Origin of the sequence: Pseudomonas sp. HD6515, from assembly GCF_024971855.1 — a bacterium.
GTDB lineage: Bacteria > Pseudomonadota > Gammaproteobacteria > Pseudomonadales > Pseudomonadaceae > Aquipseudomonas > Aquipseudomonas alloputida.
In genome coordinates this window covers 2,222,202-2,240,181 of sequence record NZ_CP079827.1, presented here as the reverse complement: position 1 = coordinate 2,240,181, position 17,980 = coordinate 2,222,202, and the positions used below count along the sequence as shown (strand labels likewise).

The 17,980-nt window shown below is 61.4% G+C and carries 16 protein-coding genes and 1 pseudogene; 12 read left to right on the top strand and 5 right to left on the bottom strand.

The genetic code is table 11. The features are described from left to right. Positions 1-130: 130 nt before the first annotated feature. Together KW568_RS10225 and KW568_RS10220 are read left to right on the top strand one after the other, a co-directional pair. Entirely contained in the window at positions 131-910 is a 780-nt protein-coding gene (locus KW568_RS10225; protein WP_003251244.1) for a TSUP family transporter, read from the top strand. Between the two features lie 111 nt (positions 911-1,021). Then, positions 1,022-1,642, top strand: coding sequence for an RHS repeat-associated core domain-containing protein (locus KW568_RS10220; RefSeq protein ID WP_259538216.1), 621 nt, complete (start codon positions 1,022-1,024; stop codon positions 1,640-1,642). Positions 1,643-1,723: 81 nt separating this feature from the next. Here KW568_RS10220 and cadR read toward each other — a convergent pair whose 3' ends face one another. Then, positions 1,724-2,131: a Cd(II)/Pb(II)-responsive transcriptional regulator gene (gene cadR, locus KW568_RS10215; RefSeq protein ID WP_009403731.1), complete on the bottom strand. Its 408-nt coding sequence runs from the start codon at positions 2,129-2,131 to the stop codon at positions 1,724-1,726. A 95-nt stretch (positions 2,132-2,226) separates the two neighbouring features. Here cadR and KW568_RS10210 point away from each other — a divergent pair, with 95 nt between their 5' ends. From KW568_RS10210 to KW568_RS31095, 4 genes and pseudogenes are all read left to right on the top strand, one after another. Further along, the gene (locus KW568_RS10210; RefSeq protein ID WP_004574643.1) at positions 2,227-3,123 is read left to right on the top strand and encodes a cation transporter; all 897 of its coding nucleotides are present in this window, start codon (positions 2,227-2,229) and stop codon (positions 3,121-3,123) included. A 3-nt stretch (positions 3,124-3,126) separates the two neighbouring features. Further along, complete coding sequence (gene lspA, locus KW568_RS10205) at positions 3,127-3,639, top strand: signal peptidase II (protein WP_004574638.1); 513 nt, start codon at positions 3,127-3,129, stop codon at positions 3,637-3,639. Positions 3,640-3,660: 21 nt separating this feature from the next. After that, the gene (locus KW568_RS10200) at positions 3,661-4,950 is read left to right on the top strand and encodes an ISL3-like element ISPpu12 family transposase (RefSeq protein WP_004574636.1); all 1,290 of its coding nucleotides are present in this window, start codon (positions 3,661-3,663) and stop codon (positions 4,948-4,950) included. Between the two features lie 233 nt (positions 4,951-5,183). Continuing rightward, positions 5,184-5,333: pseudogene (locus KW568_RS31095) on the top strand (hypothetical protein); the annotation flags it as partial. A 9-nt stretch (positions 5,334-5,342) separates the two neighbouring features. On the opposite strand, the gene nudC reads toward KW568_RS31095, so the two are convergent. Both nudC and KW568_RS10190 read right to left on the bottom strand, forming a co-directional pair. Next, positions 5,343-6,173: an NAD(+) diphosphatase gene (nudC, locus tag KW568_RS10195; protein ID WP_003251250.1), complete on the bottom strand. Its 831-nt coding sequence runs from the start codon at positions 6,171-6,173 to the stop codon at positions 5,343-5,345. A gap of 36 nt (positions 6,174-6,209) precedes the next feature. Beyond that, positions 6,210-7,022: a crotonase/enoyl-CoA hydratase family protein gene (locus KW568_RS10190; RefSeq protein ID WP_004576977.1), complete on the bottom strand. Its 813-nt coding sequence runs from the start codon at positions 7,020-7,022 to the stop codon at positions 6,210-6,212. 150 nt (positions 7,023-7,172) lie between these two features. On the opposite strand from KW568_RS10190, the gene nhaB reads away from it, so the two are divergent. The 3 genes from nhaB to KW568_RS10175 all read left to right on the top strand — a co-directional run bounded on the left by nhaB (position 7,173) and on the right by KW568_RS10175 (position 10,414). Beyond that, positions 7,173-8,675, top strand: a complete 1,503-nt coding sequence (gene nhaB, locus KW568_RS10185; protein WP_003251254.1) for a sodium/proton antiporter NhaB — start codon at positions 7,173-7,175, stop codon at positions 8,673-8,675. Between the two features lie 146 nt (positions 8,676-8,821). Continuing rightward, on the top strand, positions 8,822-9,367 hold the full coding sequence (locus tag KW568_RS10180; protein WP_003251256.1) for a lipocalin family protein: 546 nt from the start codon (positions 8,822-8,824) through the stop codon (positions 9,365-9,367). A gap of 87 nt (positions 9,368-9,454) precedes the next feature. After that, the gene (locus tag KW568_RS10175; protein WP_004576978.1) at positions 9,455-10,414 is read left to right on the top strand and encodes a ribonuclease Z; all 960 of its coding nucleotides are present in this window, start codon (positions 9,455-9,457) and stop codon (positions 10,412-10,414) included. On the opposite strand, the gene KW568_RS10170 is transcribed toward KW568_RS10175, so the two are convergent. Together KW568_RS10170 and KW568_RS10165 are read right to left on the bottom strand one after the other, a co-directional pair. After that, a complete protein-coding gene (locus KW568_RS10170) occupies positions 10,411-11,694 on the bottom strand; it encodes a Zn-dependent hydrolase (RefSeq protein ID WP_004576979.1) in 1,284 nt (427 codons plus the stop codon). The two genes, KW568_RS10175 and KW568_RS10170, sit on opposite strands and share 4 nt — an antisense overlap. Before the next feature lie 49 nt (positions 11,695-11,743). Further along, on the bottom strand, positions 11,744-13,234 hold the full coding sequence (locus KW568_RS10165; protein ID WP_004576980.1) for an NCS1 family nucleobase:cation symporter-1: 1,491 nt from the start codon (positions 13,232-13,234) through the stop codon (positions 11,744-11,746). A 345-nt stretch (positions 13,235-13,579) separates the two neighbouring features. Here KW568_RS10165 and hydA point away from each other — a divergent pair, with 345 nt between their 5' ends. The 3 genes from hydA to preA all read left to right on the top strand — a co-directional run bounded on the left by hydA (position 13,580) and on the right by preA (position 17,797). Then, the gene (hydA, locus tag KW568_RS10160; protein ID WP_004576981.1) at positions 13,580-15,019 is read left to right on the top strand and encodes a dihydropyrimidinase; all 1,440 of its coding nucleotides are present in this window, start codon (positions 13,580-13,582) and stop codon (positions 15,017-15,019) included. A 135-nt stretch (positions 15,020-15,154) separates the two neighbouring features. Continuing rightward, positions 15,155-16,522: an NAD(P)-dependent oxidoreductase gene (locus KW568_RS10155; protein WP_004576982.1), complete on the top strand. Its 1,368-nt coding sequence runs from the start codon at positions 15,155-15,157 to the stop codon at positions 16,520-16,522. Then, complete coding sequence (preA, locus tag KW568_RS10150; protein ID WP_003251268.1) at positions 16,523-17,797, top strand: NAD-dependent dihydropyrimidine dehydrogenase subunit PreA; 1,275 nt, start codon at positions 16,523-16,525, stop codon at positions 17,795-17,797. Positions 17,798-17,980: the final 183 nt, after the last annotated feature.

Genomic DNA, 17,980 nt, shown 5'->3' with positions numbered 1-17,980 from the left:
CTCCTACGGGATTACGCGGGCTTGCCCGCGAAAGGGCCGGCACTGGCAACACACCTTCCCCAGGATTACCATGTGTCCCTTCTAGTGCAGCACTTTGCCGCCTCCTTGCCTCCCCGCCTGCCAAAAACCCATGCCCTTCGAACTCACCGTAGAACCCCTAACCCTACTCATCCTGGCGCTGGTCGCTTTCGTCGCCGGTTTCATCGACGCCATCGCCGGTGGCGGGGGCCTGCTCACCACCCCGGCCCTGCTCACTGCCGGCATGCCACCGCACCTGGTACTGGGCACCAACAAGCTCAGTTCCACCTTCGGCTCGGCCACTGCAGGTTTCACTTACTACAAACGCAAACTGTTCCACCCGGCGCAGTGGCGCCCGGCGTTGTTCGCCACCTTGACCGGGGCGTTGCTCGGCGCCGTCATCGCCCATTACATGCCAGCCGAATGGCTGAACAAGATGCTGCCAGTGATCGTCTTCGCCTGTGGCATCTACCTGTTGTTCGGCGGCACGCCCAAGGCGCCGCTGGATGCCGATGCACCGATCAAGAAAAAGTGGCAAGTGCCGCAAGGCTTCACCCTGGGCTTCTACGACGGCGTAGCCGGCCCGGGTACCGGGGCGTTCTGGACGGTCAGTACCCTGCTGCTGTACCCCATCGACCTGGTACGCGCCAGCGGCGTGGCGCGCAGCATGAACTTCGTCAGCAACATCGCGGCGCTGACGGTGTTCATCATTTCCGGGCAGGTGGACTACATCGTCGGCCTGTGCATGGGCCTGTCGGTCATGGTCGGCGCCTTTTTCGGCGCACGCACGGCGATCAGCGGCGGCAGCAAGTTCATCCGCCCAGTGTTCATCACCGTGGTGCTGGCGTTGACCGTGCGCCTAGCGTGGCAACACTGGTTCGGGCAGGCCTGAACCTTTGTACCCGATCATGAGGCCCATCAGCCGTACTATCATTTATGCCAGTTGAGGGGGGGCGCAAGGAATTGTAAATATATGACGCCTCTCATCAACGGAAATATCTAAATGCAAAGCAAGGTTATTTCCTTCCAATATACCTGCTATGGAGCCTCAGCTAAGCCAGGGAATATTTACGTACTGGGTTTCACGGGAGCACCTCGCGACCTATGGACAGGCTGCTACCTACTGGGAAACGGCAAGCGTACTTATAACCCGAATTTGATGAGGTTCCTCTCGCCCGACAGCCTAAGCCCTTTTAGCAAAGGAGGCATAAACGCCTACGCCTATTGCTCTGCCGACCCAATAAACAGGCTAGATCATTCAGGCCAGAATTGGATCAAGAAACTGTTCAGTCGCCCCGAACCTGCTTATACGATGACAGAGATAATAGCCGCTCACGACCATCCAGAACTGCAAAAGTACTCGGGGTGGCGTTTCAGCAGCAAGGCAACTGGCTGGGATGTTAAAATGGCGAAAAAGCTACCAAAACGACTGGCAGAAAAGGCTCAGCTTGAGCGCGACATACCAGAAGCAGCACAACTTCGATCGCATAACCTCCTCCCAAAGCTGGTAAAGCGATTACAGTATGTCACCGCTAAGATCGAAGCCACTGGCAGCAGGCTTTCAGAACTACAGTCTGGATTGACCCCGCACGAATTAGCTGCTGCTCTTTCACAAAATGGGTAAGCGGATTAAATGGTTGATCTTACCTTTGCATGAGAGTGAGACAGACCGGCATCTCATCGGATTATCTGGTTGATGCTTCACCTACTGCTGGTGCATGTTTCCTTCGCTAATTCCAGCAAGAACCCCACACGCCTCAACTTCCCGGTCATCGTTGCAACTCGCTCTCAGTGAAACGAGTTGTTTCTCAAGCGCTTGCAGAGCGGTTATCTGCGACCGCACATGAGAGATGTGATCATCGAGCAAGGCGTTGACGGCGGTACAAGGCTGATGAGGGTCGTCCTCATAGCTCTGTAGTTCGTGAATCTCAGCCAGTGACAGGCCCAGGATTCTGCAGCGACGGATGAAGGCCAGCCCCTCACCATGCTTCTCGGTATAGACACGGTAACCGTTGTCCTGCCGATCAGGCGGCGGCAACAAGCCCTGCTGTTCATAGAAGCGGATCGTCTGTGTTTCGACCCCTACCAACTGCGCCAACTGACCAATGCGCATCAGCCTCCTCCCCAACGGATTCTTTACTCTATTGACCTTATAGTAGCTTTATAGTTTTAAATGGTACCACAACATTGTTCAAGTGGAGTCGTATCATGAGCAAATCCTGTGGTGGCGCCTGTGGCGGTGATGCAACGTCCGCAGCGGATACCGATATACAGGCCTCCTCCGAGGCGCCAGGGAGATGGGTCAGTGTTTATGCCGTGCCGAAGATGGACTGTCCATCAGAAGAACGAATGATTCGCCTAGCCCTGAACGGCTTTGAGGAGATTCGGGCGCTGTCCTTCGACTTGTCGAACCGCCGGCTGAAGGTCGTGCATGACGGCGAGGTCGAGCCCGTCACCTCGAAACTGAAGACCTTGGGGCTAGGCGCCTCGCTTCAGGAAACCGTCGCTGCAAATCCGGAGACCATCAAGGCCGCCGAGTTTTCGGCAGCTTCTGCTAAGCAAGAATCCGGGACCCTGCGCTGGTTGCTCGGCATCAATGCACTTCTGTTCGTGGTGGAAATGACTGCCGGTCTGATCGCCCAGTCCACCGGCCTGATTGGAGAATCCCTGGACAATTTTGCCGATGCGGCGGTGTACGGGCTTGCCCTTTATGCGGTTGGACATAGCGTGAAAATGCAGGTACGTGCCGCGCATCTTGCTGGTGTACTGCAACTGATCTTGGCTGTGGGCGTGCTCGTAGAGGTGGTGAGACGCTTTGTATTCGGTAGTGAGCCTGAATCGCTGGTGATGATGGCTATCGCATTCGTCGCATTGATTGCCAATACCAGTTGTCTGCTGCTCATATCCAAACATCGGGAAGGCGGGGCGCACATGAAGGCAAGCTGGATATTCTCGGCCAACGACGTGGTGATCAACCTGGGGGTCATCACCGCCGGCGCCCTGGTCGCGTGGACCGGTTCCAATTATCCGGATCTGATTATCGGCACCATCGCGGGGGGCATTGTACTTAACGGTGCCAGACGCATTTTGGCGTTGAAGGGTTAAATAATGCTCATTATTGGCAAAAAGCTCTCGCCGTATGCCCTATTGTCCATATCGGGCCTGCTGGCAGCGTCTGATCAGGCTGTAAAGTGGCTGGTGCAGCAATCAATGGCCTATGGCGAGTATGTTTCGGTGACCCCGTTCTTTAACTGGGTGCACCTATGGAACACCGGTGCCGCATTCAGTCTTTTTGCGAATGGTGGATGCTGGCAGCGCTACTTTTTTATCGGAATCGCGGTAGTGGTCTCGATTTTTCTGATCAAGCTGATCCTTGAAAATCGTCATAAAGGAGAAGCCATCGCTTACAGTCTTATCCTCGGTGGCGCCATGGGCAACCTGATTGACCGGGTCTTTCGCGGCTATGTTGTGGATTCCTTTGATTTCTATTGGCGAGACTGGCATTGGCCGGCCTTCAACCTGGCTGATATTGCAATTGTCCTCGGTGCCTTACTTTTCGTTTCCAGCAGCTTGTTGGGTAAAAAAGCAAACACCAATGCCGAGCCGGATGGATCTGACTGACACCTACGCCTATACAACACCATGACCGAACTTCCCGACAACATCCTTCACCTGCCGCAATACCAAGTACTGGGCTGCAAATCAACCGACGACGAAATGCACTTCCAGGTGGACGTGCCCGATCCCATCGCCTGCGAGGAATGCGGCGTGCAGGGTGAGTTCGTACGGTTCGGCAAGCGTGACGTTCCCTATCGTGATCTGCCCATCCACGGCAAGCGGGTCACTCTCTGGGTGGTCCGCCGCCGATACACCTGCCGGGCCTGCAAGACAACATTCAGGCCCCAGCTACCGGAGATGGTGGACGGATTCCGTATGACACTGCGGCTGCATGAGTACGTGGAGAAGGAATCCTTCAACCACCCCTACACCTTTGTGGCGGCACAGACCGGCCTGGACGAGAAGACGGTGCGCGACATCTTCAACGCCCGCGCCGAGTTCCTGGGGCGCTGGCACCGCTTCGAGACGCCCCGCATCCTGGGCATTGACGAGCTATACCTGAACAAGCGCTACCGCTGCATTCTGACCAACATTGAGGAGCGAACCCTGCTCGACCTGCTGGCCACCCGCCGCCAGGACGTGGTGACCAACTACCTGATGAAGCTGAAAGACCGGCAGAAGGTCGAGATCGTCAGCATGGACATGTGGAACCCCTACCGGGCAGCGGTCAAGGCTGTGCTGCCCCAGGCCCGTATCGTGGTCGATAAGTTCCATGTGGTGCGCATGGCCAACGATGCCCTAGAGAGAGTGCGCAAGGGCCTCAGAAAGGAGCTGAAACCGTCCCAGAGCCGGACTCTCAAGGGAGACCGGAAAATCCTGCTGAAACGCGCTCACGAAGTCTCAGACCGGGAGCGCCTCATCATGGAGACCTGGACAGGCGCGTTCCCGCAACTGCTGGCCGCCTACGAGCACAAGGAGCGCTTCTACGGCATCTGGGACGCCACCACACGGCTCCAGGCAGAAGCCGCCCTGGACGAGTGGATAGCCACCATCCCGAAGGGCCAAAAGGAAGTCTGGAGCGATCTGGTCAGGGCAGTGGGAAACTGGCGCGAAGAGACCATGACCTACTTCGAGACGGACATGCCCGTCACCAACGCTTACACGGAGTCCATCAACCGACTGGCCAAGGACAAGAACCGTGAAGGGCGCGGTTACTCCTTCGAGGTGATGCGGGCACGAATGCTCTACACCACGAAGCACAAGAAGAAGGCACCGACTGCGAAGGTCTCTCCTTTCTACAAGAAAACCATCGGTTACGGACTGCCGGACTTCGCAGAGGAACTCAACTACGGAGTCGATCTATCAACCATCTGAGGGTGGTATCAGATTGATGGGGTGAAGGTGCCCCATCAACCATTAAATCCGTATACCCCACAAAATCAAGGTCTTCCACCACCGCCGTATTCCGAAACTAGCCCAGATAGCTTAGGTCTCCCCAACCCTTTTTGGCCAACAATTAATATCAGAGGTGCCGCAGGGGGTCCCCCCCAAGCGACAGCAAATTTCCCGCGCATATACCAGTTATCAGAATAACGATTTCCTGAATACCTATCGACCTGGTACGCGCCAACGACGTGGCGCGTAGCATGAACTTTGTCAGCAACATTTCGGCGCTGACGGTGTTCATCATTTCCGGGCAGGTGGACTACATCGTCGGCCTGTGCAAGGGCCTGTCGGTGAGGGTCGGAGAACACTTCTCACTGCAGCTAGGACGGGAAAGCAGGGATATCAAGGCCCAGGCGCCGCGCAACATACAGGTCGATCAGGTACCGGGCGATGGACCGCCCGGCCGGCAGCGGCGGCAGGTCGTGGACGCTGAACCACTTGGCGTCCTCGATCTCGTCCGGCTGCATGACAATCTCGCCCCCCGCATACTCGGCATGGAAACCCAGCATCATCGAATGCGGGAACGGCCAGCACTGGCTGCCGACGTACTGGATGTTCCGCACCTCCACCGCCACTTCTTCGCGCACTTCGCGCACCAGGCAGTCTTCGGCCGATTCACCCGGCTCGGCAAAACCTGCCAAGGTGCTGTACACCCCGGTAACGAAGCGTGGCGAACGCGCCAGCAGGATTTCATCACCGCGGGTCACCAGCACGATCATGCTGGGTGAAATGCGCGGATAGCTGCGCAGGTCGCAGGGCTGGCAGTACATCGCCCGCTCCCAGCGAATTTGCGTCATCGCCTGGCCGCAACTGCCGCAGAAGCGATGCTCGCGCGCCCAGGTACCGATTTGTGCGGCATAGCCCAGCACCTTGTAGGTGTCGAAGTCGCCTTCGAGCATGAACGCACGCAGGCCGCGCCAGCTGCAGCCAGGCACATCAGTGGCGCTGCGCAGTTCCAGCAGGAACACCGGCTGGCCGTCAAAGTGGCCGATGCCGTGCTCGCACAGCACGTCGAGGTCCTGGCGCTTGAGCCAGTCGCGGGGGAACAGCGCGCCGTTGGCGTCCACCAGAAACCCTTCAGGGCTGCGGGCCACGGCCAGCCCCCCGGTCATCTGTGGGTCGAGTACTGCAGTAGTCCAGCGTGCTGACATGTCGGGGGTTCCTTTACTGCGCGTCCCCCGGCCCGATCAGTCGGCGAACGTCGGTTTCTGTTTGCTCATGTGCGCCGCCACAGCCACGCGCAGGTCTTCGGACTGCAGCATTGCGGCGTTCCAGGTGGCAATGTAGTCCAGGCCATCGTCGATGCGATGGTCACGCATGTAGCTGAGCATTTCCTTGGTGCCGGCCACAGCGATCGGCGATTTTGCGGCAATCTCGCGGGCGATGGCAAAGACGCCGTCCATCAGTGCGGCCTGATCATCATAGACTCGGTTGACCAGGCCGATGCGCAGCGCCTCGTCGGCCTCGACATTGCGCCCGGTAAACGCCAGCTCCCGCATGATGCCGTCGCCAATGATGCGTGGCAAACGTTGCAATGTGCCAACATCGGCCGCCATACCCATGTCGATTTCCTTGATCGAGAACTGCGCGTCACTGCTGCAGTAGCGCATGTCGCACGCCGAGATGAGGTCGATGGCGCCGCCGATGCAGTAGCCTTGCACGGCCGCCAGTACGGGTTTGCGGCACGTGTCCACAGCGGTGAACGAGGCCTGCAGCCGCTGGATGGTCTTGCGCAGGAAGCGTGCATTGCGGCCCACGTCCTTGCCCATCTGCCCAGCCAGCGAGGCCAGCATCATCAGGTCGATACCGGCGGAAAAGTGCTTGCCAGCGCCGCTGATCACCACCGCGCGCACGGCATCGGTGTCATCGATCCACTGGAAGATGTCGACGATTTCCTCCCAGAAGGCCGCATTCATTGCGTTGACCTTCTCTGGGCGATTGATCTGAACATGGGCGACGCTGTCGGTCAGTTCGACCTTTAATGCACTGTACTCGGTCACGGGCGGCACTCCTGCGGGCGAAAAGTTCATGGTCCGGATGTTAACTCATGCCGATGACCGTACTTGTGCCAAAAACGGGACTGTATGCCTTGCCTAAGGCGCAATGATCCGGCACCGTGCGCCATCGCTGAATCATAAGGATACATATTCATGTCGCGCTCCCTGACCGGCGCCCTCGCTCACGGTTTCCTGGGCCAGTCGCCGCTTTGGTACAAAGCGGTCATCTGCCTGTTCCTGGTGCTCAATCCGCTTCTGCTGGCAACCATTGGCCCGGCTGCAGCAGGGTGGGCGCTGGTAATCGAGTTCATCTTCACCCTGGGCATGGCGCTGAAGTGCTACCCGCTGATGCCCGGCGGATTGTTGCTGATCGAAGCCCTGCTGTTGCAGATGACCACGCCGCAGGCACTGTACGAAGAACTGCAGCACAACTTCCCGGTAATCCTGCTGCTGATGTTCATGGTCGCCGGTATCCATTTCATGAAGGAACTGCTGCTGTTCCTGTTCTCGCGCATTCTGCTGGGTGTGCGTTCAAAAGCCATGCTGTCGCTACTGTTCTGCGTACTGTCGGCATTCCTTTCGGCGTTTCTCGATGCGCTGACGGTGACGGCCGTGATCATCAGCGCCGCGGTCGGCTTTTATGCGGTCTACCATCGCGTGGCGTCCGGCGCCAACCCGCGTGAAGACAGCGCACTGGACAGCGACCAGCAAGTGGCGCAGTTACACCGTGACGACCTGAACCAGTTCCGCGCGTTCCTGCGCAGCTTGCTGATGCACGGCGCAGTGGGTACCGCCTTGGGTGGCGTGTGCACGCTGGTGGGCGAGCCGCAGAACCTGCTGATCGGCCACGAGATGGGCTGGCACTTCGCTGACTTCTTCCTCAAGGTGGCGCCCGTGTCGATACCGGTGCTGGGTGCCGGCCTGCTGACCTGCGTGTTGCTGGAGAAGCTGCGCCTGTTCGGCTACGGCACGCTGATGCCTGAAACAGTGCGCCAGGTACTGGCTGCCTATGCCGCCGAGGACGATGCCGCACGCACCCAGGCCCAGCGCATCGCGCTGTGGGTACAAGGGCTTGCTGCCCTGATCCTGATCATCTGCCTGGGGCTGCATGTGGCCGAGGTCGGCCTGATCGGCCTGATGGTGATCGTACTGATCACGGCCTTCACCGGCATCACCGACGAGCACCGCCTGGGCCGTGCCTTCCAGGACGCCATGCCATTCACCTCGCTGTTGGTGGTGTTCTTTGCCGTGGTCGCGGTGATTCATCAGCAACAATTGTTCAGCCCATTGATCAGCTGGGTGCTGACGCTGCCGGCCGAACAGCAACCGGGCATGCTGTATCTGGCCAACGGTTTGCTGTCGGCGATCAGCGACAATGTGTTCGTTGCCACCATCTACATCACCGAAGTGAAGCAGGCATTTCTCAACGGCAGCATGAGCCGCGAGCATTTCGAAACACTGGCGGTGGCGATCAACACCGGCACCAACCTGCCAAGCGTGGCGACGCCGAACGGGCAGGCGGCGTTCCTGTTCCTGCTGACCTCGGCCATTGCGCCGCTGATCCGGCTGTCGTATGGACGGATGGTGTGGATGGCGCTGCCCTATACCGTGGTGATGGGCGGGTTGGGATGGTGGGCGGTGACGTACTGGCTGTGAGGCAGGCCTGTGCGGACCTGTGCGGGCCCTTTCGCGGGTAAACCCGCTCCTGCACGGGTTTACCCGCAGGCAATATCGCCTACAACTTTTTCCCCGCACAGGCGTCGAAACACAGGTACGCCCCATCCGCTCCAAGGAGGTCACCCATGGCGCTGCGCACTACACTGCTGCTTTCCTGCATGACCCTGGCCCTGCTCGGCTGCGCCGGCAACGATCACCCGGCACCGCCGCGCACCCAGCAGGTCGACTTGCAACGCTACCAGGGCACTTGGTATGAACTGGCGCGACTGCCGATGTTCTTCCAGCGTAACTGCGTGAAGTCCGAAGCGCGCTATGGCTTGCGCGAGGACGGCCGTATCGATGTAACCAACCGCTGCCAGGAAAAGGACGGCCAGTGGAATGAAGCCAAGGGCATCGCCGAGGCTCAGCAACCGGGCAGTACCGACAAGCTGTGGGTGCGCTTCGACAACTGGTTCAGCCGCCTGGCACCGGGCCTGACCAAGGGCGAGTACTGGGTGCTGTACCACGACAAGGACTACCGCGTGGCACTGGTTGGCCACCCCAACCGCGAGTACCTGTGGCTGCTTTCGCGCACGCCAGCGGTCACCGACCAGCAGCGCGAGCAACTGCTGACAATCGCCCGGGAGCAAGGGTATGACACCAGCAAGCTCATCTGGCGACAGGATAACTAGCGGGCCGTCGACGGCGGGTGGCAATCCGGCTAAGGTGTGCGCCCCGTATCACCTTGGCCGCTTCTGGCCTGAAACAGGAGCCTGAGCATGGACCTGCTGTTCCTCGGCACCTCCGCCGGGGTGCCCACCAAGGCACGCAATGTCAGCGCCACAGCCGTGATCGAAGCCAGTGGCAGCCACTGGTATCTGGTCGATTGCGGCGAAGGCACCCAGCACCGCCTGCTGCACACCCCGCTTTCGATCCGCGACCTGCGCGCGATCTTCATCACCCACGTGCATGGTGACCATTGCTTCGGCCTGCCCGGCCTGCTGGCCAGCGCGGGCATGAGCGGGCGCACCCAGCCGCTGGAAGTGATCCTGCCCGCCGTACTGCACGATTGGGTACGCCAGGGCCTGGTTGCCAGCGACACCTTCCTGCCGTTCGAGCTACGCCTGTTGCCCGTGGAAGCGCTGATCGCATGGCGCAGCGAGACCCTGCAGGTGACCACCGTGCAACTGTCGCACCGGGTGCCCAGCGTGGGTTTCGTATTCACCGAAATCAACCCTGAGCCACGCCTGGACATCCAGCGCCTGGACGCCGAGGGCATACCGCGTGGTCCGCTGTGGGGCGAGCTGGCCAAGGGGTTGACCGTGACGTTCAATGGGCAACTGCTGAACGGCAACGACTACCTGCGCCCTTCGCGTCCGCCCCAGCGGGTGATCGTGTGCGGGGACAACGACAAACCAGCGCTGCTGGCAGCCGTCGCCAGGGGTGCGGATGTACTGGTGCACGAAGCCACCTTCACCCAGGCGGTGGTCGAACGCACCGGGGGCACGTTCGGCCACAGCACCGCCGCTGAGGTGGCACGCTTTGCCGAGGCCGCTGGCGTGCGCAACCTGGTACTGACGCATTTCAGCGCCCGCTACCAGAACGACCCACGGCGCAGCCCGCACATCGACACCGTGCGCGACGAGGCCCTCGCCCATTACAGCGGGCAGTTGACCCTGGCGCAGGACCTGCAGCGCTATCACCTTGGCCGTAACGGCCGTCTTGAGGCCAGTGCCTAGGCCGCCAGCCGCCCGCTGGCAATTGCCTCCGACGCCGCCAGCATCGCCCGCAACAACACTGCGCAGCCCGCCGCCAGGTCATCGGGCGTGGCGTTCTCGATCTCGTTATGGCTGATGCCGTTTTCGCACGGCACGAAAATCATCCCCGCCGGCCCCAGCTCGGCCAGGAAGATCGCGTCATGCCCCGCGCCACTGACGATGTCCATGTGCGGCAGGCCCAGCGCCTTGGCCGACTCGCGCACGGCGTCGACACAGCCTTTGTCGAAGTAAAGTGCCGGGAAGTCTGCCGTGGGCACCAGCTCATGGCTCAGGCCATGCTTGGCAGAGGTCGCCTCGATCACCCCGCGCACATCGGCAATCATCGCATTCAACTGCTCGCCCTCCAGGTGGCGGAAGTCGAGGGTCATGCGCACTTCGCCCGGGATCACGTTACGCGAGCCCGGGTACGCCTGAAGGCAACCCACCGTGCCGCAAGCGTGGGGCTGGTGGGCAAGCGCCGTGCGGTTGACCGCCTCTACCACAGCGGCTGCCCCCACCAGGGCGTCCTTGCGCAGGTGCATCGGCGTAGGGCCGGCATGGGCTTCAACACCGCGCAGGGTCAGGTCGAACCACTTCTGGCCCAGCGCGCCGAGGACCACGCCGATGGTCTTGGCCTGGTCCTCAAGGATAGGACCCTGCTCGATATGCGCTTCGAAATACGCCCCCACCGGGTGCCCCGACACGGCACGCGGACCGGCGTAGCCAATGGTGTTCAACGCTTCGCCAACGCTGACACCCTGGGCATCGCGCTTGGCCAGGGTGTCTTCCAGGGTGAACTTGCCGGCGAACACCCCTGAACCCATCATGCACGGCGCAAAACGCGAACCTTCTTCGTTGGTCCACACCACCACTTCGAGCGGCGCGTCGGTTTCCACGCCCAGGTCGTTGAGGGTACGGATCACCTCCAGCCCGGCCATCACCCCGAAGCAGCCATCGAACTTGCCGCCGGTGGGCTGGGTGTCGATATGGCTGCCGGTCATCACCGGCGGCAGCTTGGGGTTACGGCCCGGACGGCGGGCGAATATGTTGCCGACAGCGTCGATGCTGACCGAGCAACCGGCCGCCTCGCACCACTGCACGAACAGATCGCGGGCCTGGCGGTCGAGGTCGGTCAAGGCCAGGCGGCAGACACCGCCCTTGGCAGTGGCGCCGAGCCGGGCCAGATCCATCAGCGACTGCCACAGGCGGGTGCTGTCGACGTGACGGGCGTTGGTCTTCAGGATCTCTTTGACGGGGGTCACGGGCTTCTCCTTCAGGCTTCTTATTGTTTGTACGGGCCTCTTCGAGGCCTCAAGGCAAGGGTTTGACCAACCGCACCGGGTTGCGTGCCGCCAAACCGCCAAGCGCGGCGTACAGTGCACCGCCCAGCAACGAGCCGGTGAACCAGCCATAGTCGTAGAACCAGCTGAAACTGCTGTTGCCAATCGCCATTACCGTCAGCCCTACTGGCAAGGCGAAGGCGGCAAAACCGGCCCAGTTCCACGCGGGATACACGTCGTCGCGGTATAGCCCGGCCAGGTCCAGCTTCTGCCGCCGGATCAGGAAGTAGTCCACCACCATGATGCCGGCAATGGGCCCCAACAAGCTGGAATAGCCCAGCAGCCAGTTGGAATACACGCTCTCCAGGCTAAGGTCGGAGACAATCAGGCCCAGTTTCTTCAGCAGTTCATGCCCCATCAGCGCCAGGCCGATAAAGCCGGTCAGCCATACCGCGCGGCTTCGGCCGATCAGGCGTGGGGCAATGTTCTGGAAGTCATTGGTGGGCGACACGATGTTCGCCGCGGTGTTGGTCGACAGCGTGGCAATCACGATCAGCGCCATGGCCAGGGCCACCCAGAACGGGCTTTGAATCTTGCCGATCAGGGTGACCGGGTCGGACACCGTCTCGCCCACCAGCGACGCCGAAGCGGCGGTCAGCACCACACCCAGCGCAGCGAACAGGAACATGGTCAGCGGCAGGCCGAAGATCTGCCCGAGAATCTGGTCCTTCTGGCTGCGGGCGTATCGGCTGAAGTCGGGAATGTTCAGCGACAGTGTGGCCCAGAAGCCGACCATGGCCGTAAGCCCGGCGCAGAAGTAACTGACCACGCTCGCCCCTTCTGGGCGCTTGGGCGGCTGTGCCAACAGTTCGGTCATCGACATGTGCGGCAAGGCCCAGAACAGCAGACCGACGCCCACTGCCACCAGCAGCGGTGCCGACAGCGTTTCCAGCCACTTGATCGACTCGGCGCCGCGCAGCACCACCCACAGGTTCAGGCACCAGAAGATCATGAAGCCAATCACCTCGCCTGTCCCGCCCAGCGCCTTCCAGCCGTCAAACACCGAACCCAGGAACAGGTGAATGGCCAGCCCGCCGAACATGGTCTGAATACCGAACCACCCACAGGCAACCACTGCGCGGATCAGGCACGGTACGTTGGAGCCAAGAATGCCGAACGACGAACGCAGCAGCACCGGAAACGGGATGCCGTACTTGGTACCGGGAAAGGCATTGAGGGTAAGCGGTATCAGCACGATAACGTTGGCCAGCAGGATCGCCAGCAGCGCTTCGCCAACACTGAGGCCGAAGTAGGCGGTAAGGACACCGCCGAGGGTGTAGGTGGGTACGCAGATGGACATCCCCACCCACAGGGCGGTGATGTGCCATTTGTTCCAGGTGCGCTGGTGCACCTTGGTCGGTGCTATGTCGGGGTTGTAGCGCGGGCTGTCGAGAACATCGCTGCCCTCGGACAGCTCTAACAGGCCATCTTGCTCGACCACTTCCGATCTGCTCTGTTGCATAGGCCCTTCTCCAGTTTTTTCTTCTATTTTTTCGCTCATCAGGCTGATTCGATGACCGGAGTTCGCACGCGGAATTGTGCTTAGAAATCTCGACCAGATTTTCATCTTGTCAAGTTAGTCAAATACCCTGAAAACCCCGTCGCCCATTCGCTCGTTAATTTTTTCCTTTAAATATCAGTAACTTAAAAACCACAGATTTAATGGGAAAATTTTCTTGCTGAATCCAGAATCAGCATCTAGCCTCGAATCTTGTCAGGCCTGACAGGATTGACCGCCCTGCCCGCCCTGGCATCCATGACAATGCAAAGAACCGGCCAAGACCGGTCAGCCTGCGAGGAAAACGGCATGTCCCTGTTGATCCGTGGCGCCACCGTGGTTACCCACGAAGAGCGTTATCCCGCCGATGTCCTGTGTGCCGATGGCCTGATCCGTGCCATCGGGCAAAACCTCGAACCGCCCACCGACTGCGAGATCCTCGACGGCAGCGGCCAGTACCTGATGCCCGGGGGCATCGATCCGCACACCCACATGCAGTTGCCGTTCATGGGCACGGTGGCCAGTGAGGACTTCTTCAGCGGCACCGCTGCGGGCCTGGCTGGCGGCACCACCTCGATCATCGACTTCGTCATTCCCAACCCGCAGCAGTCGTTGCTGGAGGCCTTCCACACCTGGCGTGGCTGGGCGCAGAAAAGCGCCAGCGACTATGGCTTCCACGTCGCCATCACCTGGTGGAGCGAGCAGGTGGCCGAAGAGATGGGCGAGCTGGTGGCCAAGCACGGGGTGAACAGCTTCAAGCATTTCATGGCCTACAAAAATGCGATCATGGCCGCCGACGATACCCTGGTGGCCAGCTTCGAGCGTTGCCTGCAACTGGGCGCGGTGCCCACCGTGCATGCCGAAAACGGCGAGCTGGTGTACCACCTGCAGAAAAAACTGCTCGCCCAGGGCATGACCGGGCCGGAAGCCCACCCGCTGTCGCGCCCTTCGCAGGTTGAAGGCGAAGCGGCCAGCCGCGCCATCCGCATTGCCGAAACCCTCGGCACGCCGTTGTACCTGGTGCACATTTCCAGCCGCGAGGCACTGGATGAAATCGCCTATGCGCGAGGTAAGGGCCAGCCGGTGTATGGCGAGGTGCTGCCCGGCCACCTGCTGCTGGACGACAGTGTCTACCGTGACCCGGACTGGGCCACCGCCGCCGGTTATGTGATGAGCCCGCCGTTCCGCCCACGCGAGCACCAGGAGGCGCTGTGGCGCGGCTTGCAATCGGGCAACCTGCACACCACCGCCACCGACCACTGCTGCTTCTGCGCCGAGCAGAAAGCCATGGGCCGCGACGACTTCAGCCGCATCCCCAACGGCACCGCCGGCATCGAAGACCGCATGGCAGTACTGTGGGATGCCGGGGTCAACAGCGGGCGTCTGTCGATGCACGAATTCGTCGCGCTGACCTCTACCAACACGGCGAAAATCTTCAACCTGTTCCCGCGCAAGGGCGCTATCCGCGTGGGTGCCGATGCCGACCTGGTGCTGTGGGACCCGCAGGGCACCCGCACCATCTCCGCCAAAACCCACCACCAACAGGTGGACTTCAACATCTTCGAAGGCCGCACCGTGCGCGGCATCCCAAGCCACACCATCAGCCAGGGCAAGGTGCTCTGGGCCGATGGCGACCTGCGCGCCGAGCCGGGCGCGGGGCGGTATGTGGAACGGCCGGCGTACCCGTCGGTGTATGAGGTGCTGGGGCGCCGGGCCGAGCATCAGCGGCCGATGCCTGTTCAGCGCTGAAGCCATTGGGGCTGCTGTGCAGCCCATCGCGACGCAAGGCCGCTCCCACAAGGACCGCGATCGCCTGTGGGAGCGGCCCCAGAATCGACCGCAATACCTGTCGCCTGCACCAAAAAAAATAGAGAGGCTACAACCGTGACCAACGCCCTGAACCATTTGCCGCGCCCCCGGGCCGGCGCCGACCAGTTGGCCGAGCGCTTCAGCGACCTGGCCCCACCCCTCACCGCGCGTCAGGCCGCCCTGGAAAGTGCACGCTGCCTGTACTGCTACGACGCCCCCTGCGTCAACGCTTGCCCCAGCGAAATTGACATCCCCTCGTTCATACACCGCATCAGTGACGAAAACCTGCAAGGCGCCGCCGAGCGCATTCTTTCGGCCAACATTCTGGGCGGTAGCTGCGCCCGCGTGTGCCCCACCGAAATCCTCTGCCAGCAAGCCTGCGTGCGCAACAATGCCCAGGAATGCGCGCCGGTGCTGATCGGCCAGTTGCAGCGTTACGCCCTGGACAACGCCCAGTTCAGCGCACACCCGTTCAAGCGCTCGGCAGCCACCGGCAAGCGAATCGCCGTGGTCGGCGCCGGCCCGGCAGGGCTGTCCTGCGCCCACCGCCTGGCCATGCACGGCCATGACGTGGTGGTGTTCGAGGCCTGCGACAAAGCCGGTGGCCTCAACGAGTACGGCATCGCCCGCTACAAGCTGGTAGACGACTATGCCCAACGTGAAGTGGATTTCTTGTTGGGCATTGGCGGTATCGAAGTCCGCCATGGCCAGCGCCTGGGTGGCAACCTCAGCCTGGGCGAACTGCGCGATCAGTACGACGCGGTGTTCCTGGGCCTCGGCCTGAATGCCGTGCGCCAGCTGGGCCTGCCCGACGAGGAAGCACCCGGTGTGGTCGCCGCCACCGAATACATCCGTGAGCTACGCCAGGCCGATGACCTGAGCCAGCTACCGTTGGCCGACCGCTGCCTGGTGATCGGTGCTGGCAACACGGCCATCGACATGGCTGTGCAGATGAGCCGTCTGGGGGCCCGCGACGTCAACCTGGTGTACCGCCGTGGCCACGCCGACATGGGCGCTACCGGCCACGAGCAGGACATTGCCAAGGCCAACCAGGTACGCCTGCACACCTGGGCCCGCCCTGATGCCGTGCTGCTGGATGACACCGGCAAGGTCCGCGGCATGCGTTTTGCCCGCACCGAGCTGGCGGAAGGCCGCCTGCGCGATACCGGCGAAACCTTCGAGCTGGCCGCGGACGCCATTTTCAAGGCCATTGGCCAACGCTTTGACGATGCCAGCCTCGGCGACCCGGTGGCTGCGCAACTGGCCCGCGAGGGTGAGCGCATCCGCGTGAACGAAAACCTGCAGACCAGCCTGCCGGGCGTGTACGCAGGCGGCGACTGCACCGCGCTGGGGCAGGACCTTACCGTGCAGGCCGTGCAACACGGCAAGCTGGCCGCCGAAGCCATCCATGCCCAACTCATGCTCAACGTGGAGGCAGCGTAAATGGCCGACTTGTCTATCGTATTTGCCGGCATCAAGGCACCCAACCCCTTCTGGCTGGCCTCAGCACCGCCAACCGACAAGGCCTACAACGTGGTCCGCGCCTTCGAGGCCGGCTGGGGCGGCGTGGTTTGGAAGACCCTGGGCGAAGACCCTGCGGCGGTCAACGTGTCGTCGCGCTACTCGGCGCACTATGGCCCCAACCGTCAGGTACAGGGGATCAACAATATCGAGTTGATCACCGACCGCTCACTGGACATCAACCTGCGTGAAATCACCCAGGTGAAGAAGGACTGGCCCGACCGCGCATTGATCGTCTCGCTGATGGTGCCGTGCATAGAGGAGTCGTGGAAGTTCATCCTGCCGCTGGTGGAAGCCACCGGGGCTGATGGCATCGAGCTGAACTTCGGTTGCCCGCACGGTATGCCGGAACGCGGCATGGGGGCGGCCGTCGGCCAGGTGCCGGAATATGTGGAAATGGTCACCCGCTGGTGCAAGACCTACTGCGCGCTGCCGGTGATCGTGAAGCTTACGCCGAACATCACCGATATCCGCCAGTCGGCCCGCGCCGCGCACCGGGGCGGGGCCGATGCGGTGTCGTTGATCAACACCATCAACTCCATCACCAGCGTCGACCTGGACCGCATGGTGGCCCACCCGATTGTCGGGGACCAGAGTACCCATGGCGGTTACTGCGGTTCGGCAGTGAAGCCGATCGCCTTGAACATGGTGGCGGAAATCGCCCGCGACCCGGAAACGCGGGGCTTGCCGATTTGTGGCATTGGCGGCATCGGCAACTGGCGTGACGCCGCCGAGTTCATGGCCCTGGGCAGTGGCGCCGTGCAGGTGTGCACGGCGGCGATGCTGCATGGCTTCCGTATCGTCGAGGACATGCAGGACGGCCTGGCACGCTGGATGGACCAGCATGGGCACCCCACTATCGAAGCGTTCCGCGGGCAAGCGGTGGGGCATACCACCGACTGGAAATACCTGGACATCAACTACAAGTCGGTCGCGCACATTGACCAGGAGGCGTGCATTGGCTGCGGGCGCTGCCACATTGCGTGCGAGGATACCTCGCACCAGGCGATTGCCAGCACGCTGAAGGCTGACGGCACGCATGCCTACAGTGTGATCGAAGAGGAGTGCGTAGGCTGCAACCTGTGCCAGATCACCTGCCCGGTGGAAAACTGCATCGAAATGGAGGCACAGGACACCGGCAAGCCGTACCTGAACTGGACGCAGGATCCGCGTAACCCCTACCGTGAGGCCAGTTGAAGCGGGTCACCGCCTGAACAGCTGACGCGCCCCCTGTGGGAGCAACTGTCTTGCTCAATTTCTAAAAGCTGGCGCGATCCCTGTGGGAGCGGCCTTGTGTCGCGATTGGGCCGCACAGCGGCCCCAGCAGTCTTTGCCGCGATACAGACATCGAGGGGCCGCTTCGCGGCCCAATCGCGACAC

Bases quoted from the DNA above. Each gene is read 5' to 3' on its own strand.
- KW568_RS10225 (WP_003251244.1), top strand. From the start codon at position 131: ATGCCCTTCGAACTCACCGTAGAACCCCTAACCCTACTCATCCTGGCG.
- KW568_RS10220 (WP_259538216.1), top strand. From the start codon at position 1,022: ATGCAAAGCAAGGTTATTTCCTTCCAATATACCTGCTATGGAGCCTCA.
- cadR (WP_009403731.1), bottom strand. From the start codon at position 2,131: ATGCGCATTGGTCAGTTGGCGCAGTTGGTAGGGGTCGAAACACAGACG.
- KW568_RS10210 (WP_004574643.1), top strand. From the start codon at position 2,227: ATGAGCAAATCCTGTGGTGGCGCCTGTGGCGGTGATGCAACGTCCGCA.
- lspA (WP_004574638.1), top strand. From the start codon at position 3,127: ATGCTCATTATTGGCAAAAAGCTCTCGCCGTATGCCCTATTGTCCATA.
- KW568_RS10200 (WP_004574636.1), top strand. From the start codon at position 3,661: ATGACCGAACTTCCCGACAACATCCTTCACCTGCCGCAATACCAAGTA.
- nudC (WP_003251250.1), bottom strand. From the start codon at position 6,173: ATGTCAGCACGCTGGACTACTGCAGTACTCGACCCACAGATGACCGGG.
- nhaB (WP_003251254.1), top strand. From the start codon at position 7,173: ATGTCGCGCTCCCTGACCGGCGCCCTCGCTCACGGTTTCCTGGGCCAG.
- KW568_RS10180 (WP_003251256.1), top strand. From the start codon at position 8,822: ATGGCGCTGCGCACTACACTGCTGCTTTCCTGCATGACCCTGGCCCTG.
- KW568_RS10175 (WP_004576978.1), top strand. From the start codon at position 9,455: ATGGACCTGCTGTTCCTCGGCACCTCCGCCGGGGTGCCCACCAAGGCA.
- KW568_RS10165 (WP_004576980.1), bottom strand. From the start codon at position 13,234: ATGCAACAGAGCAGATCGGAAGTGGTCGAGCAAGATGGCCTGTTAGAG.
- hydA (WP_004576981.1), top strand. From the start codon at position 13,580: ATGTCCCTGTTGATCCGTGGCGCCACCGTGGTTACCCACGAAGAGCGT.
- preA (WP_003251268.1), top strand. From the start codon at position 16,523: ATGGCCGACTTGTCTATCGTATTTGCCGGCATCAAGGCACCCAACCCC.